Origin of the sequence: Ewingella sp. S1.OA.A_B6, assembly GCF_049889095.1 — a bacterium.
Classification (GTDB): domain Bacteria; phylum Pseudomonadota; class Gammaproteobacteria; order Enterobacterales; family Enterobacteriaceae; genus Ewingella.
Window position 1 is genome coordinate 438,044 of the sequence record NZ_JBLJFK010000001.1, and the last position, 21,062, is coordinate 459,105.

18 protein-coding genes are annotated in these 21,062 nt (G+C 55.0%); 12 read left to right on the forward strand and 6 right to left on the reverse strand.

Translation table 11 applies throughout. From position 1 onward, the window contains the following. The first annotated feature begins 332 nt into the window (after positions 1-332). Positions 333-1,121 (forward strand): aminoglycoside phosphotransferase, encoded by a 789-nt coding sequence (locus ACMV8I_RS02010; RefSeq protein WP_498863549.1) that lies wholly within the window; start codon positions 333-335, stop codon positions 1,119-1,121. Positions 1,122-1,668: 547 nt separating this feature from the next. Next, complete coding sequence (locus ACMV8I_RS02015; protein ID WP_498863550.1) at positions 1,669-1,824, forward strand: hypothetical protein; 156 nt, start codon at positions 1,669-1,671, stop codon at positions 1,822-1,824. Between the two features lie 135 nt (positions 1,825-1,959). Here the strand turns inward: ACMV8I_RS02015 and hutG are convergent, their stop codons facing one another. From hutG to hutC, 3 genes are all read right to left on the reverse strand, one after another. Further along, positions 1,960-2,796, reverse strand: a complete 837-nt coding sequence (hutG, locus tag ACMV8I_RS02020; protein ID WP_498863551.1) for an N-formylglutamate deformylase — start codon at positions 2,794-2,796, stop codon at positions 1,960-1,962. Further along, positions 2,793-4,055, reverse strand: a complete 1,263-nt coding sequence (gene hutI, locus ACMV8I_RS02025; protein WP_498863552.1) for an imidazolonepropionase — start codon at positions 4,053-4,055, stop codon at positions 2,793-2,795. The genes hutG and hutI overlap by 4 nt, the downstream gene beginning before the upstream one ends. A 170-nt stretch (positions 4,056-4,225) precedes the next feature. After that, entirely contained in the window at positions 4,226-5,041 is an 816-nt protein-coding gene (gene hutC / locus ACMV8I_RS02030; RefSeq protein ID WP_498863553.1) for a histidine utilization transcriptional repressor HutC, read from the reverse strand. 246 nt (positions 5,042-5,287) lie between these two features. Between hutC and ACMV8I_RS02035 the strand changes: the two genes are divergently transcribed. The 10 genes from ACMV8I_RS02035 to ACMV8I_RS02080 all read left to right on the forward strand — a co-directional run bounded on the left by ACMV8I_RS02035 (position 5,288) and on the right by ACMV8I_RS02080 (position 17,223). Beyond that, a complete protein-coding gene (locus tag ACMV8I_RS02035; RefSeq protein WP_498863554.1) occupies positions 5,288-6,661 on the forward strand; it encodes a formimidoylglutamate deiminase in 1,374 nt (457 codons plus the stop codon). After that, complete coding sequence (locus ACMV8I_RS02040) at positions 6,658-7,242, forward strand: HutD/Ves family protein (RefSeq protein ID WP_498863555.1); 585 nt, start codon at positions 6,658-6,660, stop codon at positions 7,240-7,242. Before ACMV8I_RS02035 ends, ACMV8I_RS02040 begins: the two co-directional genes overlap by 4 nt. A gap of 255 nt (positions 7,243-7,497) precedes the next feature. Continuing rightward, positions 7,498-8,478 (forward strand): ABC transporter substrate-binding protein, encoded by a 981-nt coding sequence (locus ACMV8I_RS02045; protein ID WP_498863556.1) that lies wholly within the window; start codon positions 7,498-7,500, stop codon positions 8,476-8,478. A gap of 17 nt (positions 8,479-8,495) precedes the next feature. Next, positions 8,496-9,377, forward strand: a complete 882-nt coding sequence (locus ACMV8I_RS02050; RefSeq protein ID WP_498863557.1) for an ABC transporter permease — start codon at positions 8,496-8,498, stop codon at positions 9,375-9,377. Further along, positions 9,377-10,162, forward strand: a complete 786-nt coding sequence (locus ACMV8I_RS02055; RefSeq protein ID WP_498863558.1) for an ABC transporter ATP-binding protein — start codon at positions 9,377-9,379, stop codon at positions 10,160-10,162. Before ACMV8I_RS02050 ends, ACMV8I_RS02055 begins: the two co-directional genes overlap by 1 nt. 116 nt (positions 10,163-10,278) lie before the next feature. Beyond that, positions 10,279-11,829, forward strand: coding sequence for a histidine ammonia-lyase (gene hutH / locus ACMV8I_RS02060; protein ID WP_498863559.1), 1,551 nt, complete (start codon positions 10,279-10,281; stop codon positions 11,827-11,829). Between the two features lie 56 nt (positions 11,830-11,885). After that, positions 11,886-13,568: a urocanate hydratase gene (hutU, locus tag ACMV8I_RS02065; protein WP_498863560.1), complete on the forward strand. Its 1,683-nt coding sequence runs from the start codon at positions 11,886-11,888 to the stop codon at positions 13,566-13,568. Positions 13,569-13,746: 178 nt separating this feature from the next. After that, positions 13,747-14,913: a histidinol-phosphate transaminase gene (gene hisC / locus ACMV8I_RS02070; RefSeq protein WP_498863561.1), complete on the forward strand. Its 1,167-nt coding sequence runs from the start codon at positions 13,747-13,749 to the stop codon at positions 14,911-14,913. Then, positions 14,910-16,058, forward strand: a complete 1,149-nt coding sequence (locus ACMV8I_RS02075; protein ID WP_498863562.1) for an alpha-hydroxy acid oxidase — start codon at positions 14,910-14,912, stop codon at positions 16,056-16,058. The genes hisC and ACMV8I_RS02075 overlap by 4 nt, the downstream gene beginning before the upstream one ends. A 79-nt stretch (positions 16,059-16,137) precedes the next feature. Then, entirely contained in the window at positions 16,138-17,223 is a 1,086-nt protein-coding gene (locus ACMV8I_RS02080) for an iron-containing alcohol dehydrogenase family protein (protein WP_498863563.1), read from the forward strand. Positions 17,224-17,616: 393 nt separating this feature from the next. Here the strand turns inward: ACMV8I_RS02080 and ACMV8I_RS02085 are convergent, their stop codons facing one another. The 3 genes from ACMV8I_RS02085 to hisD are packed head-to-tail and all read right to left on the reverse strand — an operon-like array spanning position 17,617 to position 21,052. Beyond that, the gene (locus ACMV8I_RS02085) at positions 17,617-18,387 is read right to left on the reverse strand and encodes an SDR family NAD(P)-dependent oxidoreductase (protein WP_498863564.1); all 771 of its coding nucleotides are present in this window, start codon (positions 18,385-18,387) and stop codon (positions 17,617-17,619) included. Beyond that, positions 18,384-19,709 carry a hypothetical protein gene (locus ACMV8I_RS02090; RefSeq protein WP_498863565.1) on the reverse strand — a complete coding sequence of 442 codons (1,326 nt, stop codon included), beginning with the start codon at positions 19,707-19,709 and terminating at the stop codon, positions 18,384-18,386. Before ACMV8I_RS02090 ends, ACMV8I_RS02085 begins: the two co-directional genes overlap by 4 nt. 2 nt (positions 19,710-19,711) lie before the next feature. Further along, positions 19,712-21,052 (reverse strand): histidinol dehydrogenase, encoded by a 1,341-nt coding sequence (gene hisD / locus ACMV8I_RS02095; protein ID WP_498863566.1) that lies wholly within the window; start codon positions 21,050-21,052, stop codon positions 19,712-19,714. Positions 21,053-21,062: the final 10 nt, after the last annotated feature.

Below are 21,062 nucleotides of genomic sequence, written 5' to 3' on the forward strand. Positions count from 1 at the left end.
ACATTATCTTGCTTACGTGAGTTTTCGTTGGTCTGAGCGTCAGACCCCGCTTAGAGAAAATAGGACAAGTAAAACAGTAACCAAAACGATAAGCGACGAATAGGGTGGCCCCAAGCCCGTAGATAAATCTGGCAGTAATTGCATTGCTCCAGGTCAGCTATTCGTTGCGATCCCTTGTGGCAGTGATTCTGGTTGCTTCGTGCCAGAAGGGGACGGCGCAACCATCACAATATGCTAACTATGGGGAGGAAATCTGTCAGCATTACTGCCAGTTTGCGCTAAATTCAAACGTCTCAGAATTAACCAACCGGTCAATGCTAAAGGAAAGATGTATGTCTGTTGATAATATATCCCGAATGGGTACCGCCAAAGTGGCACTTTTTGTGGATGAAACCGGTCATCAGGTAATCGAGAAATTTCCTGTCAGTGATGTGGAGTACAGTTTTTATCAACACGCAGCCAAGAATCTCGCTCAGGTAGACATTGCCACCCCAAAGCTGTTGTTCGCCGATCCATCCTTACGCAAGTTGAGACTGGAATATATTCCACACGAGGTTGATCAGGACTCAGTTGCAGGAGATGAAGTGTTGTCAATTCTGTCTCGCTTACATTGCTATCCACCTGACCCCTCATGGGGTTATCACAATCACACCTGGTCAGAATCAGCGCTCGAAAAATCTCTCATTCTTTTGACATTACCAGGCAGAGCAGCACAACAGTTACGGCATTTTCAGCAGGCAAGTGATGCTCTGTTTAGTGGTCAGTGCTTAATTTCAGGCGATAGTAATGCGGGTAATTGGGGAAAAAGGGATAACGGTGATTTAGTCCTTTTCGATTGGGAGAGATTCAGCACAGGAAGCCCAGCTATTGACCTTGCCCCCCTCATAAAGGGAATGGGCTCTATACAAAAATTTATTGAGTTTGCAGATCGCTATAACTGTGTCTCTTGTCACTCTAAGCCTAATGATTTAGCTAAAGACATTGCAATTGCCAAAGCATGGATTGTTACTGAGGTAGTCGTGCTGCTTAATGAGCGGCAGAAAAGTGATTTTCAATTATATCTCAACTGGTACAGAGAAAATCTTCCCGCCTGGTTAGATAACACTGTAAAAATGCTTTGATGTTCTCAAAACCACTTATCTACCAATGATGCGAATTCCACTATGAGTAGTGATGTCCATTTTTCGCTCATAGCCGTCCAGAAACCACCGAAAAGCAAAAAACCTGCTTCAGTTCCCTGAAGTGGGTTTTTCTAATTTGGCTCCTCATGCTGGGATCATATTATCCAGTAACTGGCTAATAAATAAGATAAATATTAAAGAATTAAAAGTCAAGGCCACCAGAATGACCACCAATCCAGCTGGTTACATAAAACTGATTTGAGCGGTATCGTGCATTTGGTGATCGTTACCATGGTCATATCGGCAGTGTTGATCCCGTCCCCGTTGTGGAACTGTACCCGAGGAAATAACTGGCAGTCTGCTCTGTGCCAGATAATAGTCTTCGCACCCTGAAAGATCTTGATTGCAGGAAATGTCTGCTTTAGTCAGGCGCGGTTGACACGCTGGCGTTGAACCAGCTGCAGATGTAGACGTTCGCTATTAGACTCCAGCCGTACGGCACCTGATCCCAACATTAAAATGGGGCAGCGGGCTGTTGGGTATCAGGATGATTTATCAGCCTAAAAATCTTGATGCTCTAAAAGCCGATTTTATTGCCCACTTCAAGGCCGCTGAACAGCTTAAAATTACGGCAGAAATGAAAGCCGAAAAAGATCCAGATGATTCAGCTTCTGAGCCCAGTGATTTTAAATTTTCAATCTGACCAGTCAGATAAACCAATACTACAACCGGCATTTAAACCCCTCCGATCCATTTGCCAGTGTGGTAATTTTTTGAAATGAAATTGACTAAAAATAACCTTGCTGTATCACTTCGGCACGGAGGGTGAAAAGCGTGTCTAAACAGCGCCCTGTTTATACGCATCTTTCCCCCAGTCCACCATCCCACCCAGCAACTGCTTCAACAGTACCTGGAGTTCAGAAGCTTTAGCCTCCTCGTACGCAAAGGGCTCGATCTCTTCCATGTAATTCACCTGCGCCAGCTCAAGCTGAACCGCGTGAATATTAATGTCCGGCTGGCCGTAAGCGCGGGTAATGTAGCCGCCTTTAAAGCGGCCATTCAGCACATGGCTGAAGCGGATTTGTTGCCGGCAGGTTCTCTCGAGGATTTCACTCAGCGCCGGTGAGCAGCTTGCGCCGCAGTTGGTGCCGAGGTTGAGGTCCGGTAACTGGCCGTCAAACAAACGCGGGATCACCGAGGCAATGGAATGTGCATCAAACAGCAGCGCGTAGCCGAATTCCTGCTTCATGCGCGCCAGTTCCGACTGAATTTTCTGGTGATATGGCTGCCAGATTTGATTGAGATATTGCTGGCGCAGGGCGTCTGCCGGCATCATGCCCGGTTTGAATGTCGCGCGACCGTCGAATAACGTATCGGGATACAAGCCGGTCGTCGCGGTGGTATACAACGGTTTATCGTCGGACGGCCTGTTCAGGTCAATAACAAAACGCGAATACTGGCCGACCAGAATGCTGGCACCGAGCGTTCGGGCAAAATCGTACAATTGCGGAATATGCCAGTCGGTATCGGAAAGCGGCAGTGCGGCATCGCTCAGACCGCTGGCGACTTCAGGCGTCAGGTGCGTACCGGCGTGGGGAATGCTGATCAGTAACGGCGCGGTACCCCGGATAAACAGGTACGGTTCAGTGATAACATTGGCGGTTGACAGGCTCATGAACGGAACTCTCCTCGAACTTCTCCACGAAAGACAACAGTGCAGGGCAACTGACCACCCAGCCAATAAACCAGCTCGGCAGGACGTGACAGCGGCCAGTGTATGAAATCAGCGACTTTTCCCGCTTCCAGCGTGCCATGACTCGCCTGTAAACCCAGTGCCCGCGCACCGTGACAGGTGATCCCGGCCAGCGCTTCTTCGGGGGTCAGGCGGAACAACGTACAACCCATGTTCAGCATCAGGCGCAAAGAAAGCGCAGGCGAGGTGCCCGGATTGGCGTCACTGGCCAGCGCCATCGGCACGTTATGTTTGCGAAATTCAGCCACCGGCGGACATTGCGTTTCACGCAGCAAATAATAAGCGCCTGGCAGCAATACGGCGACGGTGCCGCCAGCGGCCATGGCCTGCGCGTCTTCTCCGGTGGCGTATTCAAGATGATCGGCGGACAACGCATGATGCCGCGCCGCCATTGCGCTGCCATGCAGGGCAGACAACTGTTCGGCGTGTAATTTAACCGGTAAACCCAGGGCTTCAGCAGCATTAAACACCCGTTCAACCTGGGCGGGTGAGAACGCCAGATGTTCGCAAAAAGCATCGACTGCATCGGCCAGATTTTCACTGGCTACCACCGGCAGTAAGGTATCGCAGATAAGATCAATATAGTCATCGGCGCGTCCTTTGAACTCCGGCGGCAGGGCATGGGCAGCAAGGCAGGTGGATTTCACTTCGACCGGCAGCATGACGCCCAGACGGCGGATCACCCGCAGCATTTTCAGCTCGCTTTCCACGCTCAGCCCGTAACCGGATTTTATCTCCACGCAGGTTACGCCTTCAGCCAGCAATGTTTGCAGACGGAATAACGCCTGTGCCAGCAGTTCATCTTCGGTGGCATCGCGGGTGGCATTGACGGTGGAGAGAATGCCGCCACCGGCTGCGGCGATGTCTGCATAGCTCACGCCGTTCAGCCGTTGTTCAAATTCTCCACTGCGGTCGCCGCCAAAGACCAGGTGCGTATGGCAGTCCACGAATCCCGGCGTAATGATTCCGCGATTGAATTCATGCAGCGCGGCTCCGGCGAAATCTGGGCAATCTGCGGCGGGGCCGGTCCAGACGATTTTCCCGTTTGCGACGGCAATAGCGCCGTTTTCAATCAGGTTGTAATGCCCGTCCTGCATGGTGACCAGCGTGGCACCGCGCCATACGCTGTCACAACGGGAAGGAGGTTCGGCTGAAAAAGGGGGGGATATCGCTGACGGCATGACAGGCTCCAGGCTGAATTTATCTTGTATAGACAACTAAAGTCAACCTAACGCATAACCGCGAAACCGGCAAGGTAGCCAGCGATAGTTTTTTCTTATTACGAGACGTCTTCCAAAATTTGAACGAAGCGATAGCGGCCTTTGACGACCGCCATTAAGGTATGCCCGGATCAGCCGTGGCTGGTGAAACGACCAAATAATTGATAGCGGGAACCGGGATAAATCAGACGCGCGGAAGTCACCACCCGGCTGCCACTCCAGGTCCGGCGATGGATAAGGAGGCAGGGCTCATGTTCGTTCAGTTGCAACAATTCGTGTTGCTCATCGCTGGCACTGATCGCTTCAACGCGATGCTCACCCGCCGTCAGCGGCGCGATTTCCATCAGATAGGTATAGGGCGTCTGCTTGTTCAGCACCTGTTGCAGATAATCCGGCGCGGTTTCCGGGTTCACAAAACGATCTTCAATCTGCACCGGCACATTGTTTTCGTAGTGAACAATCTGCGAGTAAAACATCATCGTGCCGGTAGCGATGCCCAGTTGCAGCGCCTGGTCGGCATTTGCCAGCCGTGCTTCGCACACCAGAATCTTACTGTCATGGCGATGACCGCGCTGGGCAATTTCATCGGCAATGTTGTGTACTTCCAGCATCGGCGTGTAGGCCTTGGCTTCGGCCACAAACGTGCCGACGCCCTGCATGCGGATCAAAAATCCTTCGCTGGTTAGTTCGCGCAGGGCACGGTTGATGGTCATGCGGCTGACGCCAATCTCATTGACCAGCTCACTTTCCGAAGGTACACGCTGATGCGGTTTCCAGACACCGGCGCGGATCTGGCTGATGATCGCCTGTTTCACCCGCTGATAAATCGGCGCGGGCGTGTCGCTCATTGCGGCCGCCAGTTCGGACAATGTCTGCTGCGATACTCCCTGTTGTGTGACCTGATGTGGCGCGGCACCATTTTGCGAAAGGGGCGTGGGCTCCGACATGTCTCTTACCTCACTCAATGAATTTCCAGAAATATTGGGAAAGTTTGCCTGTCCGCCCGGCAGTTTCCAACAAGGGAAATTAAACGGTAAGGGCGTGACGGAAAACTAAATTTTTAAAAAAAGGGTTGTTGCAAGTTTACAGCGCAATCAGGCATATGTATATGTATAGACAAGTCGCTTAAAGGTTTGGCAATTGTTTCCATTAAATTGCGTTTATGTTTCTTCTTACTTTTCAGGAATGCCGTCATGCCTGCTTATTTTGCTCCACGCGCCTTACTTGCTGATGGCTGGGCGCACAACGTGCGGCTGGATGTTGATGCTGCCGGAATGCTGACTGCGGTAACCCCAAACGGCGACCCGCACGGTTGTCTGTCACTGTCCGGCCCGGTCGTTCCGGGTATGCCGAATCTTCATTCCCACGCATTCCAGCGGGTGATGGCCGGGCTGGCAGAGGTCGCCGGTGATCCGCAGGACAGCTTCTGGACCTGGCGCGATCTGATGTACCGCATGGTGCAACGCCTCACGCCCGAACAGGTTGGCGTCATTGCCCGCCAGCTGTACATCGAAATGCTCAAGGGCGGTTACACGCAGGTGGCAGAATTCCATTATCTGCACAACGACATCAGCGGTCAGGCTTATGCCGATCGCGGTGAAATGACCGCTCATCTGAGTGAAGCTGCCTCGCAAACAGGCATCGGAATGACCCTGCTGCCGGTGCTTTACAGCTACGCCGGATTTGGCGCGCAACCTGCACAGGCCGGGCAGAAACGATTTATTCAGGATGCCGACGGTTACCTGAAACAGCAAGAGATCATCCGCAACCAGATCCGCGGGAAAAGCCTGCAAAATCAGGGGCTGTGTTTCCACTCCCTGCGCGCCGTGACACTGGAGCAAATGCAGCAGGTGTTGCAGGCCGGTGATAAAAACCTGCCGGTGCATATTCATATCGCTGAGCAGCAGAAAGAAGTGAACGATTGTCTGGGCTGGAGCGGGCAGCGTCCGATTTCCTGGCTGTACGACAATCTGGATATTGATTCACGCTGGTGTCTGATCCACGCCACCCACGCAGACCGCTTTGAGCTGGCAAGCATGGCCGGCAGCAACGCAGTAGCGGGGTTGTGCCCGACCACCGAAGCCAATCTGGGCGACGGAATTTTCTCCGGCGTCGATTATCTGGCGCAGTCAGGCCGCTGGGGGATCGGTTCCGACAGCCATGTTTCCCTGAATGTGGTGGAAGAACTGCGCTGGTTTGAATACGGGCAGCGCTTGCGTGAACAGCGGCGTAACCGGCTGACCACGTCTGTGCAAAATTCGGTGGGCGATGTGCTGTATACGCAGGCATTGCAGGGCGGTGCGCAGGCCTGCGGCGCGGCCATCGGCCAGCTTTCGGCGGGATATCGTGCCGACTGGCTGGTGCTTGACGGTCAGGATCCTTATCTGGCTGCGGCAAAAAACAGTGAGTTGCTTAACCGCTGGCTGTTCGCCGGTAATGCCGGGCAGATTCGCGATGTGTACGTCGGTGGTATCGCGCGTATTGTCAGCGGTCAGCATGAACAGCAACAGGCCGCGGCGGCAGATTTCCTCGCGCTGCTGAATCATCTGGCGGAGGACGTCGCATGAACGGCTGGCAGCGCTTTTCCTTCGACAGTCTGCCGGTCAGCCCGTGGCGCAATGGCGGTGGTGAAACCCGCGAAATCATCAGTTTCCCTGCCGGTAAAAGTGATTTTGACTGGCGCGCCAGCATTGCCACCATCGTGCAGGACGGCCCGTTCTCGGCATTTCCCGGTATTGACCGCTCCATCACCTTGCTCAGTGGCGATGGCGTGCATTTGCAGGCACAGCCTGACGTCGACCATTTGCTCGATGTTACCGGTGAACCGTTTTCGTTCAGCGGTGACATCGCACTCAGCGCCCGCCTGACGGGCGGCGTCACGACAGACTTCAACATTATGACGCGGCGTACCCATTATGCGTCAAGGGTGATTGCCGCCCGCGAACACCTTAGGGTAACGCGTGAAAACGGCGGGGTGATTTATGTTATCCACGGTATGTGGCAGTTGGCGGATAGCACGCAGCTGCGTGCGGGCGAAGGCTATTACTGGTCTGACGCGGCGGCTGAAAAAAACGATGGGCCCGTGACGCTCAGTCCAGTTAATCAGGAACACGAATGCCTGCTGTTATGGGCGGCCATCACCCGATAAATACCTTCCGGGGCTGCGCTAAAATGGCGCATGGCGCGCACTGAATTGATTCAATTGTCGGCGCAACATGCGCCATAACCGGCGCTGAATGTTGCCAAACGGCATCTGTAGGATCTGGCATAAAGCTTGCTTAGATATTGCTGACTGACTTGTATAGACAAGACTATACAGTGACATAATCAGTAGCGTAATTTGTCTGTGGCGATTCACTGCAACAGGCATTCCCCGAGACAGTTACTTTGGCAGGAGTGGCAGATGAGCAACATGATTTCCAGGGCTGTACTGAAACGTTCGGTGTCTTTGTTAGGGCTGGCAGTGGCGCTGGCGAGTGTGACTGTCAGCACGGCGCAGGCGGCAAATACGCCGGTTGCTATTGGTATTTCTGGCTGGACTGGCTTTGCGCCACTGACGCTGGCAGACAAAGCCGGCATCTTTAAAAAGAACGGTCTGGATGTCACGCTGAAAATGGTACCGCAGCAGTCGCGTCATCTGGCGATTGCTTCCGGTTCCCTGCAATGTGCGGCGACCACCGTGGAAACCTATTTAACCTGGAATGCCAGCGGTGTGCCGATCAAACAAATCGTACAGCTGGATAAATCTTATGGGGCTGACGGTATCGCGGTGCGCAGCGGTATTAACAAAATTACTGACCTGAAAGGCAAAACTATCAGCGTGGATGCGCCGGGAACCTCATCCTACTTCCTGCTGGCGTGGATCCTCGATAAAAACGGCATGACGATGAAAGACGTCAAGCTGGCTACCCTCGGGCCGGATACCGCCGCGCATGCCTTTATTGCCGGACAAAACGACGCGGCAGTGACCTATGAGCCATACCTTTCCACCATCCGTCAGAGCCCGGATAAAGGCAAAATTCTGGCGACCACGCTGGAATATCCGATGGTGATGGATACGCTGGGCTGTACGCCGGACTGGCTGGACAAAAATCCACAAGCCGCACAGGCGCTGGTGAACAGCTATTTTGAGGCGCTGGATATGATCAAAAAAGAGCCGGACAAAGCCAACGAAATCATGGGTGCGGCGGTAAAAGAAACCGGCAAACAGTTTGCAGAAGAATCCAGTTATCTGCGCTGGCAGGACAGAGACGCCAACAAGAAGTTCTTCAGCGGTGAAATTGTGACCTTCACCAACGAAGCGGCGCGCCTGCTGACTGAAATGAAAATCCTGCGCAAAACGCCGGACATTAACAGCTTATATGACGCGAAGTACGTGAAATAGCCATGAAGGACCCAGACATGAACAGTCCTGTCAGTCAGGCAGCAGAAAATTTCGTTACCGCGCAGTCAGTCTTACGCGAGCCGGCACCCTTGCCGGCAAGCAAAAAAGTCTGGCATAACCCGATGATGGTGCCTTTACGTCCGGTCGCCTCGCAGCGTCGCTGGTTCCTCGGGTTCTGTTTCTTTGTCCTGTTTTTTGCCGTGTGGGCGCTGGTGACGTTTACCGGTCTTGTTTCTGCCACCTTCCTCGCCAGCCCAGCGGGCATGTTGCAGGAAGGGATTTTACTGTTTACCGATTTCGATTTTACGACCGACATCGGCATGACCGTGATGCGCGTGCTGGGCGGCTTTATCCTGGCTTGCGCCATTGCCGTTCCGCTCGGGATCCTGATGGGGTCTTACAAACTGATTGAAGCCTTCTTCGAGCCATTTGTGTCGTTTTGCCGTTACCTGCCAGCATCAGCGTTTGTACCGTTGCTGATCCTGTGGGCCGGTATCGATGAAATGCAGAAAATACTGGTGATTTTCATCGGTTCTTTCTTCCAGATAACCCTGATGGTAGCCGTGACGGTGGGTGCAGCGCGACGTGACCTGGTGGAAGCCGCGTATACGCTGGGTGCAACCAATCAAAGTGTGGTGCGTCGGGTGATTATCCCCGGTGCCGCACCGGAAATAGCCGAGTTGCTGCGCCTCGTGCTCGGCTGGGCGTGGACTTACGTGATTGTGGCGGAGCTTATCGGTTCCTCAAGCGGTATCGGGCACATGATTGTTAACAGCCAGGCACTGCTCAATACCGGACAAATGATCTTCGGCATTATCGTGATCGGTTGCATAGGTCTTCTTTCCGATCTGTTGTTCAAAGCGGCCAACCGTCGCCTGTTTGTCTGGAGTTCACTGTGATGAGCCATCCGAAACTGAGTGTCCGCCAGGTTGAGCGTATTTTTACCGGCCCGAAAGGTGAGAACACACAGGCGCTGTTGCCAGTGGATTATCAGGTGGATGAAAACGACTTCATCACCATTCTGGGGCCTTCAGGCTGCGGTAAATCGACACTTTTGCGCATTGTGGCGGGGCTGGATCAGCCGACCCGGGGTGAAGTGTGGCTCGACGGTGAACTCGTGGATGGCCCGGGAGCCGATCGCGGCATGGTCTTTCAGAGTTACACCTTGTTTCCGTGGCTGACGGTCGAACAAAACATCCGTTTCGGGTTGCAGGAACGGGGCGTGAGTCAGGCAGCGCAAAAAGAGCGCAGCGACTACTATATTAATAAGGTCGGGTTACGCGGTTTCGAACAGCACTTCCCGCGCCAGCTTTCCGGCGGGATGCAGCAACGCACCGCTATCGCCCGCGCACTGGCCAACGACCCGAAAATTCTGCTGATGGATGAGCCTTTTGGCGCCCTGGATAACCAGACCCGCGTGATGATGCAGGAACTGCTGTTATCGATTTGGGAATCCTCACGTAAAACGGTGTTGTTCGTGACGCACGATATCGACGAAGCGATTTTCATGGCCAACAAAGTGGCAATTTTCAGTGCGCGTCCGGGGCGGATTAAAACCGAAGTCGCGGTTAACTTCCCGCATCCCCGTGATTACACCCTGAAAACGTCGCCGGAATTTATGGCGCTGAAAGCGCGGGTGACTGAAGAAATTCGTACCGAAACGATGCAGGCGATGGATCACTGATCCCGTGCGCTGTGCACAATAGATTTTAGATTTGTCATGTAATGCATAAACACCCGGCGGGCTGAGTCCTTAGCTGGGTTTACTTCCGGTTTCACTTGTCTATACAGGAATAGATTATGGCTTCTTCATCCACCGAGTTAACCCTTTGCCGCCTGCAACCAGGTCATGTTGACTTGCCGATGCTGCGCAAGATTTATCAGGGCAATGTCCGCCTTGAACTGGCTGAGGAGGCGCGTGCTGGTGTGCTGGCATCGCAGGAAACGGTCACCCGCATTGTTGAGTCGGGGAAAGTGGTTTACGGCATCAATACCGGTTTCGGCAAACTGGCACAAACGCGTATTCCTGCGGAACGGCTGGCGGAACTGCAGCGCAATCTGGTGTTGTCGCACAGCGTCGGTATCGGCAAAGATTTGGCGGATAACGTAGTACGTCTGGTGATGGCCACTAAAGTGTTGAGCCTGTCCCGCGGCCATTCCGGTATTCGCATTGAGGTGATTGATGCGCTGATTTCCCTGTTCAATGCCGGTGTATATCCGTGCATTCCTGAGAAGGGCTCCGTGGGTGCATCCGGTGACTTAGCGCCGCTGGCGCACCTTTCCCTGATGCTGATTGGCGAAGGTCTGGTTACTGCGCAGGGCGAAAAAATGTCGGCGAAAGAAGGCCTGGCGACCATCGGCCTGAAGCCGTTTGAACTCGAGCCAAAAGAAGGGCTGGCGCTGCTGAATGGTACGCAGGTTTCTACCTCGCTGGCGCTGTCAGGCCTGTTTGAAGCTGAACGCGTATTTTCTGCCGGACTGGTGGCAGGCGCATTGTCGCTTGAAGCCATCAAAGGTTCGGTTAAACCACTGGATGCCCGCATACACGAAGCCCGCGGCCAGCTGGGACAAATCGCCGTGGCGGCTGCGCTCACCGATATTCTGACAGGCAGTGACATTGTCACGTCTCATGCTGATTGCGGCCGCGTTCAGGATCCGTATTCCATCCGCTGTGTCCCTCAGGTGATGGGAGCTTGCCTGGATAATCTGCATCACGCCGCCCGTATTCTGCGTATCGAAGCCAATGCCGCATCCGATAATCCGCTGGTGTTTTCCGAAAACGGCGACGTGATTTCCGGCGGTAACTTCCATGCCGAACCGGTGGCTTTTGCTGCGGATATTATTGCGCTGGCCGTGGCTGAAATCGGTGCGATTTCCGAGCGCCGTATGGCATTGCTGCTCGATACCGGGCTTTCCGGTTTGCCTGCGTTTCTGGTCAATGACGGCGGGGTGAATTCCGGCTTTATGATTGCGCAGGTTACCGCTGCAGCGCTGGCGTCAGAAAATAAATCGCTGGCGCATCCGGCCAGCGTCGACAGCCTGCCGACCTCGGCGAATCAGGAAGATCATGTCTCTATGGCAACCTACGCCGCCCGCCGTCTGGGCGAGATGTGCTTTAACACCAGCGTGGTGGTGGGCATTGAAGCGATGGCCGCTGCACAAGGTATTGATTTCCATCGTCCGGTGCAAAGTTCAGTGACGCTGGAGAATGAAATGAAAGCTATCCGTGAAAAGGTCGCGTTTCTGGAGAAAGACCGCCTGATGGCACCGGACGTAGAAATGATGCGTCTCTGGGCTTCCCGCGAACACTGGCCTGCGGCGATTGAAGCGCTGCTGCCGAGCTTTGCCTGATCACTTTTGCCAGATAATTTCTGAATAAAACACCCATTTTAGAGAAGGAAACGACGATGAACGCCCCACAAAAAACTGCCGTTGCCCGCGTTGTTCGTGCTCCACGGGGCACGGAACTGAGCTGCCAGAACTGGCTGATTGAAGCGGCTTACCGCATGATCCAGAACAATCTCGATCCGGATGTCGCTGAGCGGCCGGAAGATCTGGTGGTATACGGTGGCATCGGTAAGGCGGCGCGTAACTGGCCTGCTTTTGAAGGCATTCTCGACAGCCTGCGTAAACTGCGTGAAGACGAAACGCTGCTGGTGCAGTCCGGTAAACCGGTGGGGGTGTTCCGTACACATACTGATGCGCCACGCGTGCTGATTGCCAACTCCAACATTGTGCCGCACTGGGCAAACTGGGATCACTTCCATGAACTGGATAAAGCGGGCCTGATGATGTACGGCCAGATGACCGCTGGTTCCTGGATTTACATCGGTGCGCAGGGCATCGTGCAGGGCACCTACGAAACTTTCGCGGAAGCGGGGCGTCAGCATTACAACAGCGACCTGCGCGGTAAATGGATCCTGACCGCCGGTCTGGGCGGCATGGGCGGTGCTCAGCCACTGGCGGGCGTACTGGCCGGTGCCTGCGTGCTGGCGATTGAATGCCAGGAATCGCGCATTGATTTCCGTATTCGTACCCGTTACCTCGATTACAAAGCACACAGCATTGATGAAGCGCTGACGATGATTGAAAAAGCCTGCGCCGAGAAAAAAGCCATCTCTGTCGGCCTGCTGGGCAATGCCGCTGAAATAATGCCTCAGCTGGTTGCCCGTGCCAAAGAAGGCGGTCTGCGCCCGGATATTGTCACTGACCAGACATCAGCACATGACCCGTTGAATGGTTATCTGCCGGAAGGCTGGAGCCTGGAAAAATGGCAGGATGCGCGTCAGTCCGATCCGCAATCTGTGGTGAAAGCCGCGCGCGCGTCGATGGCAAAACACGTTCAGGCGATGCTCGATTTCCATGCAATGGGTATTCCGACCGTTGATTACGGTAACAACATCCGTCAGGTTGCCAAAGACGAAGGCGTGACAAATGCCTTTGATTTCCCGGGCTTTGTGCCTGCCTATATTCGTCCGCTGTTCTGTGAAGGCAAAGGTCCGTTCCGCTGGGTAGCGCTTTCTGGCGATCCGGAAGATATCTACAAAACCGACGCCAAACTGAAAGAACTGTTCCCGGATAATGCGAATCTTATCAACTGGCTGAATATGGCGCGCGAGCGCATTGCCTTCCAGGGGTTACCGGCACGTATCTGCTGGCTGGGGCTTGGCGAGCGTCACATTGCCGGTCTGGCATTCAATGAAATGGTGCGTAACGGCGAACTGAAAGCCCCGGTGGTTATCGGCCGTGATCATCTAGACACCGGTTCTGTTGCTTCTCCAAACCGTGAAACTGAAGCCATGAAAGACGGTTCTGATGCGGTTTCCGACTGGCCGTTGCTGAACGCCTTGCTTAATACCGCAGGCGGTGCAACGTGGGTCAGCCTGCATCATGGTGGCGGCGTCGGGATGGGGTTCTCGCAACATGCCGGTATGGTCATTGTGGCGGACGGTACCAAAGAAGCGGATGCCCGCCTTGAACGCGTGCTGTGGAATGACCCGGCAACCGGTGTGATGCGTCATGCTGACGCCGGTTATGAGCAGGCGCAGGAGTGCGCTGAACGCAATCATCTGAATCTGCCGATGCTCTGAAAGCATTCATGTTAAGTGATTAATTCATAACGGAATTAAATTGAACAATGCTCCCGGGCAGTGGCGCAGACCGTTGCCCGTTTTGTTTCTAAAATATGCGGAAAATGCTGCAAAAAGTGGCGTAAAACGCTGCTGATTTACGGCATACTCGGGAGCATACAACAGCGTGAGGTGAGTAATGGCTTCAGATCTGGCAGTTCCTGATACGACGTTTGTTAACCAGCAACAGGTTCTGAAAAACCTGGCAAGACCGGCATCACGGTCACTGAGCGTTTATAACGCCGGTCTTTCGGCAGATGCCGTGCAGAAAAAATACGGTGTGGCCCATATTGCCAAACTGGCCAGCAATGAAAACCCGCTGGGTGCCAGCCCGCAGGTGGTGGCTGCGCTAGAAGCGGATGCCTGCTTCAGTTCTGTTTATCCGGATGCCTCAAGTGCGGCGCTGCGTGACGCGCTGGCGGCGGAGACCGGCGTGACAGCCGAAAATATTGTTATCGGCAACGGTTCTGAAGACATCCTGCACATGCTGGCGCTGGCGTTTCTCAACCCCGGTGACCGCGTGGTGACGCTGATCCCCTCATTTGGTCTGCATGAAATTTTCCCGCGCATGATGGGGGCCGATGTCACTATGGTCGGCGTTAATGCTCAGCAGGAGTTTGACGTTGCAGCCTGGGAAACCGCGCTGTCCGCACCGGCCAAAATGGTGATTTTCAGCAATCCGTCTAATCCGGTGGGCTGCATGCTCAACCGGGAAGGATTCACACGCATTATCCATGCCACCCCGGCGGATTGCGTGCTGGTAATTGACGAAGCCTACTTCGAGTATTGCGAAACTGACCCTGAATATCCTGACAGCCTGCGCGTGCTGGCTGAACAGTCACGTCCGTGGATTGTGCTGCGAACGTTTTCTAAAGCGTACGGATTGGCGGGGTTGAGGGTGGGTTACGGGTTAGCCAGTCATCCCGAACTGGTTAATTTGCTGGACAGGGTGCGTACGCCTTTCAACATTAACCGTTCGGCACAGGTGGCAGCCATGGCGGCGTTGCAGGATAAACAGCATGTCCGCGACAGCATTGCGCTGGTTACAACGCAACGTGAGAGCATGGCGGCCGAACTTGCTGCACTCGGTTTTAACGTCGCCTCATCCCGTGCTAACTTCCTGTTCTTCAATGGCGGCCGCCCGTCCTCAGAACTGGCACAACGCCTGCTCACTTATGGTGTGATTATCAAACCCTGGCGTGAAACCGGTTATGAAAACTGGATCCGCGTGTCCGTCGGCAATGAAAAGGATAACCGGCAGTTTATCGACAGCCTGAAACGCATTCTGACGGGGGGAGAAGCGTGAAACGTGCTGCGCTGAACATTGACGATTTACGCCAGCAGGCAAAATGCGCCTTGCCACGTTTTGCATTCAGTTATGTTGAAGGCGGGGCGGATGATGAACAAACGCTGAAAGATAACCGTGCGATCTTCGCCCACTGGCGCTTTATTCCACCGGTGCTGAACGATTCCAGCCAGCGCGATTTGTCCGTCACGCTGTGCGGGCAGCGGCTTTCTGCGCCATTACTGATTGCGCCGACTGGTTATAACGGCATGCTACGTTACGGCGCGGATGCGATGCTGGCCCGCACGGCTAAACGTGCCGGTATCGGCTATATCCAGAGCACGGTTTCAACCGCATCGATTGAAGAAATCGCGGCACAAAAACTGCCGCAGCATTGGTTTCAGCTGTATGTGCTGAAAGACCGGACTGTCACGACCGGCCTGCTGGATCGTGCGAAAGCGGCCGGTTGTACCACGCTGGTGGTCTCGGTCGATGCTGTGCATTTTGGTAACCGCGAAAAAGATAAACGCAATTACCGGCGGCCGATGAAATTATCGCTGTTGAGCATGATTGACGTTGCGCTGCATCCGGGCTGGGTTTGGCGAACGTTAAAGCCTGCGGGAATGCCTGGTTTTGGCAATCTGAAACCTTATGTTCCGGCGGATAAACAACGTGGTGCGGGCGGAGCGAGTTACTTCTCACAGCAGATGGATACGCGGCTGGACTGGGAAACACTGCGCTGGATCCGCAGCCAGTGGCAGGGCGCGTTGTTGATCAAAGGGATCCTGGCGCCGGAAGATGCACGGCTTGCTTTTGCGAGCGGCGCTGATGGCATCGTGTTGTCAAACCACGGCGGGCGTCAGCTTGATGGATCAGTGAGTGCGATGGAGGTGCTGCCTGAAATCCGCCAGCTTTGCGGTGCGCAGGCGACAATTCTTATCGACAGTGGTTTCCGCCGTGGCACTGATGTGGTGAAAGCGCTGGCGCTGGGTGCGGATGCGGTGCTGCTCGGCAGGCCGATGTTGTACGGCGTCGCCGCAGCCGGTGAAGCTGGCGCACAACGGGCGCTGGAGATTATTTTGCAGGAAGTTGACCGGACAATCGCGCAGCTTGGTTGTGCCTCGGTCAGTCAGCTGGGGCCGCATTTATTGCGCCGTCAGCCATAACGGTTTGAAGAAATATTTAAAGCAGCCTTAGAGAGTGTTCATCAAACCAGTCAGAGGCAACAATTACGGAGAGGCAGTTATGCAGGCACAGAATATTATCTTCCCGGCGCAAATCCTGCGCGGCCCCGGCGTTATTTCTCAGCTTGGCGATATTTGCGCGCTGTTGGGCACCCGTGCGCTGGTGATTGGTGGGCATCAGTCGCTGGCTGCGGTGGGGGATAAAATCCGCCATCAGCTGGGAGGTTGCGCGGTAGAACTGGTTGGCAGCGAGTGGTTTGGTGGTGAGAGCAGTGAAGGCAATATCAGCCGTCTGGCGAAAATCGTCAAAGATAAAAAAGCCGATATTGTGATTGGTGTGGGCGGCGGTAAATCCCTGGATACCTGTAAGGCTGTCGGCGCGGAAACTAACGTGCCGGTCGTGACGATCCCGACGATTGCAGCGACCTGTGCCGCGGTCACGCCGCTGACTATCCGTTATCACGACGACGGGCATTTCCGTGATTTATTTCCGCTTGCACAGGCACCTGCGTCGGTGATCATCGACAGCGACATTCTGGCCGTTGCACCGCTGCGCTGGCTGGCGGCGGGGCTGGGCGACACACTGGCAAAATGGTATGAATTTCGCGCCATCAGCAGTCATCACGGCTCGCTGAGTGGCGTCTCTCGTTCTTCCAGCGCCAACAGCCGGATCTGTTATGACCTGATTGAGTCTTATGGCCCTGCGGCCTGCGACGCCGTCCGCGCCGGTAAACCGAATGCTGAGCTGGATCAGGTGCTCGACGCTATTTTAATGTTCGCCGGCCTGACATCGCTGATGAGCAGCGGGGCGCACGCCGCCGCGTCTCACGCCATCTATGAAGGTTTCACGGTCTGCGATAAAACCCGCGAATTCGGCCACGGCCTGCTGGTCGGTTTCGGCAACCTGTGCCTGCTGGCGCTGGAAAACCGCAGCGACGAAGAGTTGCTGGAAGCGGTGAAACTGGCGCAGGCCTGCGCCATTCCGCTACGGTTGAGTGAAATCGCTGATCTGAATGCCGAAGAACTCGACAGCATCGTGAAAGCCTCTCTGCACGCGCCCGATATGGAAAATATGCCGGGACATGTGACGGCAGGGGCATTGTATGAGGCGATTTCGCGGGTAGAGGCCATGGCGGATCTGGTTTGATGCCCTTTGGAAAGGGGAGAAATTTTAATTTCAAAATCAAAATCAAAACCAAAACCAAAACCTTGGGTTGCCACCCAAACTGGCCTTAAGAGGCGCCTATCGCCGCGCCTCTTAAGAATCTCCGGCTCTTTCACTGCGCGCTATCGCAGGCACGACGGACATGTTCCGACGAATTAGCGAGTGGCGCAAATCCAGGTGCTTCGCACTGCCTTCTCTCGGTCTTCGAGCCATAGGTCTCGAAGCCGCTCCGTTCAGCTGAATTTTGAGCACGCCAATCAATTTTTCTAAAAAGATGAAAATCATCCTGCCGTTGAATGTTAGATCGTGCGGGCGTTTCGAGACCTTAGGCTCGAAGACCGAAATGAGGGAACTGCTTCGATGTCCGGTCTGACATCAGATCCCCGCTAAATATCCTCCGTCCACATACAGCACCTGCCCGGTGATATATGCCGCAGCGGAACTGCTCAGAAACACCGCTGCGCCGATCAAATCATCCAGTTCGCCAAATCTTCCCTGTGGGATCTTTGCCTGCATCTGCTGGCACCAGCCGGCGTTGTCATAAAACTCAGCCGTCAGATCTGTTTTGAAATACCCCGGCCCGATGCCGTTTACGCGGATATTTTTAGATGCCCACTCCGTCGCCAGCGTATGTGTCAGACCAACCAGCGCGGATTTCGATGCGCCGTAGGGTGCGGCGCCAGGCACACCGACCTGACTGGTCAGGGAACACAAGTTCAGAATACTGCCGCCGCCGTTTTCCGCCATCAGACGTGCGGCGGCCTGAGCGCAGAAAAAAGCGCCTTTCAGATTGGTGGTCAGAATGCTGTCCCACAGCGCTTCGTCGACATCTATCGACGGGCATAACTGCTCGGTACCGGCGTTGTTGACCAGCACATCCGGCGGCACGGGCAGGGAGGCGAAAGCGGCAGTAAAGGTGGAGGGCTGCGTGACATCCAGCACCAGCGGTGTGGCGTCACCGTCTTGCTGACGGATTTGTTCACAGACGATATTCAGCGTGGTGATATCACGCCCGCTGACGATCACGCTGGCACCGGCTTGCGCCATGCCCGCTGCCAGTGCCTGACCGATGCCGCGCGAACTGCCGGTGATCAAAACGCGTCTGCCTTGCAGCGAGAAGCGTTGCAGGGAAAAAGAGGGGGTCATAGCGGTTTCCCTGCGGGGCTGATCCCCGCCAGCCAGTCGCTGAATTCATCGGTATATTCAACCGGCTCGCTTCCCAGCATCATTGCCATGGACAGCCCGAGCGCTGAACTGGCAGGAGTATGGCCGCTAAACCCACCGGCGCGTAAATCCAGGACCAGCGTCGGACAGCAGAACATAGCGAGACGGAAGATTCGCTGCCAGTGGGGCGGTAGCCAGCCGCGGCGGGCAAGTTCCGCCAGTAACGGCTGCCAGTATTCTTCGCCTTTATCGCGTAAGAAGGCGGCGCGCAGCGGGGTTAACTGCCAGTTATGATCGACATATAACGTGTCGCCGCGGCGCATCACCGTCACTTTGTAGAGTTCGCCACAGCGTGAAGGCTCATAAAGCCACAGCGGATGGGCAAAAATGTTGTGGAACGTGGCTTTGATTTCAGCCAGCAGCGCCGGAATATGACGACCGGCAAACGCGGGGTCGAAGCTGACCAGTTGCGGGATTTCTTCCGTGGTGTCGTACCAGACATTGGCATTGTGTGCGTCACCGTGTGCGATGATCACGCCGTGGTCGGCCAGCGCCGCGGGAGCCAGCCGGATCCCGGCTTCACTGAATAATTGTCGCAGACTGTGCTGATAGGTCACGCCGTTGATCACCCAGCGCAGGTTGCTCAGTGTCTGCCATTCCAGCGCTTCATCTTCCAGCTGGAAGGTTTTTCCGACATAAAAACGGGCCACGCGGCCACCGAAACCGGCGGTGATTTCCGGGTTTTCTGCTGAAATCAGCCGGTGGTAGAACAGCTGATGGATAGGTTCGGCCGCCACCGCGCTGACTGAGCCGGGTTTGAGTGTCGGTAGGGTGTGAATCAGAATATCGCGGTCTGCGCGGCGCTGAGCCTCTTCGATTTCCGCTTCCTGATCCCACGCCTGTTGCTGTTCAATATCGCGGCAGATGTCCGCCATCCGCCGGTCATGGCGCAACCTGTACATCAGGATCTGACGTCCCGTCTCGCCGCAGGCGTACACCGGCACGTCCACCCGAAAGCCGTTTTCCCGCAGCAGTTCCGCGTTGTAATACTCCTCAATGGTTTTATCCTCGCCTTCTTCATTGTGATATTTGAAGAAAAGCGCGCGGCCATCATCGAGGATGACGGTGCCGTTGAGGGAGTTGAGACTGTACTGGTCGCGGTTGATGGTCAGTTGACCGGCAGTCACGCCGGTGACTTCGCCGATGAGCTGGCGCAGAACGTCCGCCGCCTGTTGCCATTCTCCCGCCTGCACTAACTGACGCGCCTGCGCGGCCAGTGGTTCACTGCCCGTCATATTGCTCATCGTTATTGGCCTTTTTTGTTGATGATCTCAGTGCGTAATGCCGATACCGCCAGCGCATGGCCGGGGAATCCTTCGTACAAGGCAAAAGCGTGCGCTTTATCGGCCAGCGGCTGATAGCCTTCGCGTGTGACATAGCCCACGGATATACGTTTCATGTAATCGAAAACGGACAGTGGCCCGACGGTTTTTGCCGCACCGTTTGTTGGTAAAACCGCATTGGGTCCGAGAACGAAATTCCCGAGCGTGATCGGCGTGTAATTACCGAGCAGGATTTCACCGGCATTGCGGATTTTTCCCATCACGGCCATCGGTTCTTCGGCCAGAATTTCCAGATGCTCCGGCGCGTACTGGTTAACGAATTCAACGGCGGCGGCGAAATCATCTGTCAGTACCACGCCGCCGTGGGTTCCGCACAATACCGCCTGTGAGAATCCGGCGCGTTTTTCATCGAGCTGCGCCCAGTAGCCGGGCAATGCAGCGATGGCCTGTTCCGCCACGCGACGACTGCTGGTGACCAGATAGGCCGAAGAATCCGGACCATGCTCTGATTCGATGATCAGATCCAGCGCCGCCAGTGCGCCATCCACACTGTCATCGGCGAGGATCAGGCTTTCGCTTGGCCCGGCCGGAATACCCGGGTCGATAAGACCGGAGAGCTGACGCTTGGCCGCTACCACCCATGGGCTGCCGGGGCCGACAATTTTCAAACATTTAGGCACGGTCCCGGTACCGAATGCCACGGCTGCCACGCCTTGTGCGCCGCCGCATTTATAGACTTCAGTAATGCCGACAAGACGCGCAGCCACCAGGGTGGCGTCATCGACTTTGCCGTCAGGACCCGGCGGGGTGATCACGATGGCGCGTTTTACGCCCGCGACAACGGCCGGAATGGTAGTCATCAGTAACACGCTCGGGAACGAGCCTTTGCCACGCGGTACGTAACAGGCAACAGAATCGATCGGGACATGGCGGTCACCGGCGAATGCACCAGGGCGGATTTCTTTCATCCACATGTCTTCCGGTTTCTGCGCTTCATGGAAAGCGCGAACATTTTCGACGGCAAAACGGATCGATTCCAAGACTTTCGGATCGAGGCGTTCAAACGCGGTTTCGAATTCCGTGTCTTCTGCCCGAATGCTCATATGCGGCGCGGTGACGCCGTCGAAATCACGCGCAAAACGGTGCAGGGCGGCGTCGCCTTCAGTACGTACGGCTTCGATGATCGGCGCGACGCGTTCAGTGAAAAACGACAAATCGGCTTCCGTGCGTTTGAACAGCTCTGCGGGCAGTTCGCAAGAACCACTCAGATCGTGAAAAGTTACGGCTTGAAAAGGTGCAGACATGGTCAATCTC